Raw genomic sequence first — 5,256 nt, forward strand, 5'->3', positions numbered from 1 at the left:
GTGCTGACCCCCGCGGCGATTTCCGAGGGACGGGGCGCGACCGTCGACTGGGCAATCACGAATAGAGACTCCATCGCCCCGTCGAAGGCGCCGTAGACGCCGACGAGTAAGGGAAGCGATACCGCCAGAAGCAGCGCCGCTGCGGCCATTGGCCCGCGACCGCGCAGCACCACGGCCAGCGCGATCAAGAAGCCGATCAAGCCCGCGAGCAGCAAGAGCACGGTGTACTGCACGCCCAGAGCATCGAACAGCCAGGCAACGCTCGATTGTTGTACGGGGGCAAAATCGTCTTGCATGACGCGCCTCAAGAATGATTTGGGAACGAGCAGCAAGCGTCCACAAGAGACCACTCGCGGAGCGAGTGGACCACAGCCATGCGCGGCATCCTACGCCCGGTCCAGCAACTCGTCCACCGCCGCGCCGATGTCGGGCCGTGCCATCAGCGTTTCGCCGACCAGCATGGCGTCCACGCCGGCCGCTTCCAGCCGCAGCGCGTCGGCGCGGGTGCGGATGCCGCTCTCGCCCACCAGCAGGCAGTCGTCGGGAATCTCCTGGCGCAGCCGGATGGTGTGCTCCAGATCGACTTGAAACGTCCGCAGGTCGCGGTTGTTGACGCCGATCAGCGCGGCGCCGGCGGCCAGCACGCGGGCGACGTTGGCCGGCTCGTAAAGCTCCACCAGCGGCGTCAGGCCGAGTTCAATAGCCTCGTTGTGCAGCTTCCGCAACGTGCAGTCGTCCAGGCATTCGGCGATCAGCAGCACAGCGTCGGCCCCCGCCGCGCGGGCTTCGACGAGCTGATACGTGTCGAGAATGAAATCCTTCCGCAAGACGGGGATGCCTACCGCCGCGCGGACCTGCCGCAGGTAGTCGAGGCTCCCTTGAAAGTACCGCTCGTCGGTGAGCACGCTCAGGCAGGTCGCGCCGTGCCGCTCGTAGGTTTGGGCGATGGCGACGGGATCGAAGTCCGCGCGGATCACTCCCCGCGAAGGGCTGGCCTTCTTCACCTCGGCGATCAACTTGATCGGCCCCCCAGCCGCCAGCGGCGCGAAGAAGTCTCGCACGGGCGGCGCGGAAGTTAGTTGATCGCGGAGTCCTTCCAGCGGAACCGCGCGTCGGGCGCGGTCGATCTCCTGGCGTTTGTGGGCGACGATCTGGTCGAGGATGGTGGGCATGTTGTAGGGCAGGGTTGCAATCCGCCATGAATGTCTTGGGAGTGCCCGTCGCGTGCGCCGTTGCGAAATGCGCCCCACCGTTCGCTTCCCTCGTGCGGAACGATCGGACCCGCTCCACGCTACCTCACGCGGAGCGCGAGGGCTACGTAGTCGCCGGCCACCGCAGATATTGGCATACGTTCGGCCGCTTAGCTGCGCCCCCCCGGTCTCGCTGTCACGGCTTTGGCACAAACGCCCGCCGCCGGTTGCGGAGGGCAAGTTGCATCTTGGCCGGTGGACTGTATCATCCTGAAATAGGTGAACAACTGTCTGGTGGTTTCGCGAATGGAGTGCGTTGTGAGCGACAGTTCGGGCCAAGGAGTCAGACGGTTGCTTACCGTCACGGCTGGGAATCTGCGCCAAAACCATTTTTACCTGTCACGTCATTACGACCTTTTCCCCGGCGATTGCTTTGGCCCGCCGCAGAAGTCGGGCGACAGCACGCGCGAAATCGAAATCCTCTTCGACGGACTAGAAGGGATCGTCCGGACTGACATTCCGACCGATGCTGACGGCAAGCCTCGCGGTTTTTTCCGGGATCGCGGCGCGATTCGGCGCTTTTACGAATATCACGGGGTGACGGCAGGCGAACAGCTCGCGGTCGAGCGGGTATCACCCCGTCGCTTCCGAGTTTCCATCGCGCGCGAAGACGCGGAACGACGCCGGCGGCCAATCGCAGCGGAGTTCTTTTCAGGGATTGGCTTGGTCCGCCTCGCATTGGAGGCGCAGGATTGGAGCGTAGGGTTCGCCAACGATATCGATCCCGACAAAGCGGAGATGTACCGCCACAACTGGGAATCCGACGACCATCTGGTCGTAGGGGACATTCATCAACTCGATCCCGATTCGATACCGGCGTGCGACCTATTCACGGCGTCCTTCCCTTGCAACGACTTGTCCATTGCCGGCAAGTGGGCCGGCATTGACGGCAAGGAATCATCCGCGTTCTTCGGATTCACGGGACTTCTGGAGAAGTTAGGGGATCGTCGCCCGCCGCTCGTATTGCTGGAGAACGTCGTCGGATTCCTGCTGAGCAATCAAGGCGCGGACTTTGAGCGCGCGCTCGCGGAACTGAACCGCCTCGGCTACGTCGTGGACGCGTTCATTCTGAACGCCGTCCATTGGACGCCGCAGAGCCGAGCAAGGTTATTCATTGTCGCCCGGCGGGATGACGGGAAGCCTTGCCGTCGAACTGCAGCGCAAAGCAAGGTCCGGCCAGACGCCCTTTGTCAGTTCATCAACACGACAACGGAGATTCGCTGGGACATTCGGTCGCTGCCGAGTCCGCCCCCTGCGACAGCGCGACTAGCAGACATCGTTGAAGATTTGCCGAGTGACGATCCGCAGTGGTGGAACAATGACCGTGTCGACTACTTTATGGCGCAGTTAAGCGAACGGCATGCGACCGATGCGCAGCGGATGATCGATGGGCGCACGATCACCTACGCGACCGCCTTTCGACGGGTCCGCTACGGGAAGAGCATGGCTGAGTTGCGAACGGATGGAATCGCCGGCTGCCTTAGAACGCCGCGTGGCGGCAGTGGGCGGCAGATTCTCTTCAAGGCCGGTCGCGGCAAGTTTCAAGTGCGGCTACTCAGCGCCCGCGAGTGTGCGCGGCTTCAGGGAGTGCCGGACACGTACAAGATTGACGTGCCGCTCAACCAAGCGCTATTCGGTTTCGGTGACGCCGTCTGTGTGCCGGCAGTAGAATGGATCGTTACGAACTACTTGCACGCAGCGACCGAGAATCGGTGACAAATGAATGAGCGCCTTTTGAACCTGATCGAAACCCGAATGAAAAAGGGAGACAAGTATGTGCCGGCGCGACTTCAGGCAGCGCTTGCGCTATTGGAGCGGGTAAGGGAGTGTCCAACCTTGGATTTAGATGAGCATATGCACCAAGGTAGCTCAGGGCTGCAATCCCATGAAAAATATGGAGACATTGCGCTGGACCGCCTGCGGCTTAGAGCGGAAAACTCCACCCATGGCCGGCGTTCATCCAATCTGCGGGAGTGGGGGCCGGACGTTCTGGCGTTGCTTGGGGATTGTGGATTCCAGTCCGCAACCGCAGTCGAACGAAACTCATTGATTGACGAAGCGCAAGAAATGTTCGGTCGCGCGCTGCGTACGATCCTTGAGCAGGATCCATTGGAGGTGAGCATTCGAAGGCGAAGCGCGGAAGCGGTCATCGCGGAGATACTGCAAAAAGCCGAGGAAAAGGGCAAAACGGGGGATGTCGCGCAGTACTTAGTCGCAGCGAAGCTTATGATCCGGCTAGGTCGAGAAGTGCCCGTACACGGGGCCAATAGGGGAGACCGTAGATCTCGATCAGACCCGGACCAGCGCCTTGGCGACATCGAGGTTGGCAACTCGATTATTGAAGTGGCGGTAGGGCTCCCGGACGATAAGCACCTCGAGCAAGTCGAACGAGCCCTCGGAGAGCCGGACGCAGAAGTATGGCTCTTAACGCGAAATGATCGAGTGCAAATATGGAAAAGTGAATTAGAAAAGATTCTCGGGATTGAGATGCGCCGAGTCGTCGTGTCCTCCGTCGAACGATTCGTTGGACAGAACGTTACGGAGATCGGCGAATTCACTGCCGAGGGAAGGGCAGCGCAGCTACGCGAACTATTCAACCTCTATAACGAGCGTTGGGTCGCGCAAGTAGGTACGCCCGGAATCCGAATTCTTGTGAAATGATCACATGGGTTGCGCGTACGCGTTGCCAGCAGCCAACATCCATTGTCGCAGCAGCGCGATTACCTCGCGGTCATCGTGACCTACGGGCACCGACGTCTCGACGTAGACAAAGATGGACTCCTCAGAATCGGGCGGCCAACCGCCGGACCATGATAGATAGTCGTTTCGAATGTCAGTTGCTTGCTGCTCAGTCACGGCAATTCCTCCGGCAGGTTGGCCTTGAATTGTACAGTGGTCCGGTATCGCTCCCAAATTCGGAGCGGCATTCCAAAGCGCAATGGCTGATACGTTCTCACGCGCCGAACGTTCGCGAATCATGGCGGCGGTGAAGTCGCGGGACACGACGCCGGAAATGATCGTACGCCGGCTAGTCCATGCGATGGGCTATCGCTATCGCCTGCATGTCCGCGCGTTACCAGGGACGCCCGACCTCGTGTTTTCAAGGCTTCGCAAGGTGATCAACGTCAGCGGTTGCTTCTGGCATTTGCACGGTTGCGCTCGATGCCGTATTCCGTCGTCGCGGCGCTCGTACTGGGTCACCAAGCTTGAGCGTAATGCGGCGCGCGACCGACGAACGGGAAGACAACTCCGCCGTGCCGGCTGGAACGTGCTGACGGTGTGGGAGTGTCAAACGGGAATATCACGGCGGGAACGATTGGAGCGCAAGTTGGCGCAATTCCTCGCTTCGTAGGGCGTTTCGGTTCACCCCCCGCTCACTCCCCGTATGGCCGCTTCCACGGCCATGGCGGCCAGTTGCTCGAAGGGAATGCCGCCGAGCGGCGTCTCGTCCAGGACTTGCTCCACGCGGAGCACGGCCAGGCCGTGGACCATGCTCCAGCACATGGCGGCGGGCGGCAGCGGGTCCGCGCCGGGCAATTCGCCCGACTGCTGGCAACCGGCCACCTGCGAAACCAACAGTCCGAAGGCGCGGGCTTGGGCCTCTTTCAGCAACGGATGCTCGGCAGGGCGGGTCAGCTCGGGCCGGAACATCAGCCGGAAGACGGCCGGCCGGGCGGCCGCGAAAAGCAGGTATCCCCGCCCCACTCCCCGCAGGCCGTCCAAAAAGCTGTCGGCTGGGGCCGCTGCCACCTGGCGGGCGATCGACTCGGACAAAGCCTCGAATCCGGCCGCCGCCACCGCCGCCAAGAGTTCGGCCTTGTCGGCGAAATGGTGGTACGGCGCGTTGTGCGAAACCTGAGCCTGTCGGGCGACCGCCCTTAACGACAGCCCCTCGACGCCGTCGCGCTCCAGGATTTCCAAGCCCGCGGCCACCAAGGCGCGGCGAAGATCGCCGTGGTGGTAGTCTCGGGCGGGAGGGTTTTCGGACATCGAGTCGCTGCTAAAA

7 protein-coding genes are annotated in these 5,256 nt (G+C 61.9%); 3 read left to right on the forward strand and 4 right to left on the reverse strand.

The window, feature by feature from the left end; translation table 11 throughout:
• Positions 1-296 (reverse strand): hypothetical protein (locus SGJ19_09500; protein MDZ4780473.1); only part of this gene is annotated, 296 nt, incomplete at its 3' end.
• Positions 297-386: 90 nt separating this feature from the next.
• A complete protein-coding gene (gene trpC, locus SGJ19_09505) occupies positions 387-1,172 on the reverse strand; it encodes an indole-3-glycerol phosphate synthase TrpC (protein MDZ4780474.1) in 786 nt (261 codons plus the stop codon).
• Between the two features lie 336 nt (positions 1,173-1,508).
• On the opposite strand from trpC, the gene dcm reads away from it, so the two are divergent.
• Both dcm and SGJ19_09515 read left to right on the forward strand, forming a co-directional pair.
• Positions 1,509-2,966 carry a DNA (cytosine-5-)-methyltransferase gene (dcm, locus tag SGJ19_09510; protein MDZ4780475.1) on the forward strand — a complete coding sequence of 486 codons (1,458 nt, stop codon included), beginning with the start codon at positions 1,509-1,511 and terminating at the stop codon, positions 2,964-2,966.
• 3 nt (positions 2,967-2,969) lie between these two features.
• Positions 2,970-3,911: a DUF4928 family protein gene (locus SGJ19_09515; protein MDZ4780476.1), complete on the forward strand. Its 942-nt coding sequence runs from the start codon at positions 2,970-2,972 to the stop codon at positions 3,909-3,911.
• On the opposite strand, the gene SGJ19_09520 is transcribed toward SGJ19_09515, so the two are convergent.
• Positions 3,912-4,106 (reverse strand): hypothetical protein, encoded by a 195-nt coding sequence (locus SGJ19_09520; protein ID MDZ4780477.1) that lies wholly within the window; start codon positions 4,104-4,106, stop codon positions 3,912-3,914.
• A gap of 82 nt (positions 4,107-4,188) precedes the next feature.
• Between SGJ19_09520 and SGJ19_09525 the strand changes: the two genes are divergently transcribed.
• A complete protein-coding gene (locus SGJ19_09525) occupies positions 4,189-4,602 on the forward strand; it encodes a very short patch repair endonuclease (GenBank protein ID MDZ4780478.1) in 414 nt (137 codons plus the stop codon).
• Between the two features lie 11 nt (positions 4,603-4,613).
• Here the strand turns inward: SGJ19_09525 and SGJ19_09530 are convergent.
• Positions 4,614-5,256: TetR/AcrR family transcriptional regulator (locus SGJ19_09530; protein MDZ4780479.1), on the reverse strand; the 643-nt coding region annotated here is incomplete at its 5' end.

It is taken from the genome of Planctomycetia bacterium (assembly GCA_034440135.1).
In the GTDB taxonomy this organism is placed as follows: Bacteria; Planctomycetota; Planctomycetia; order Pirellulales; family JALHLM01; genus JALHLM01.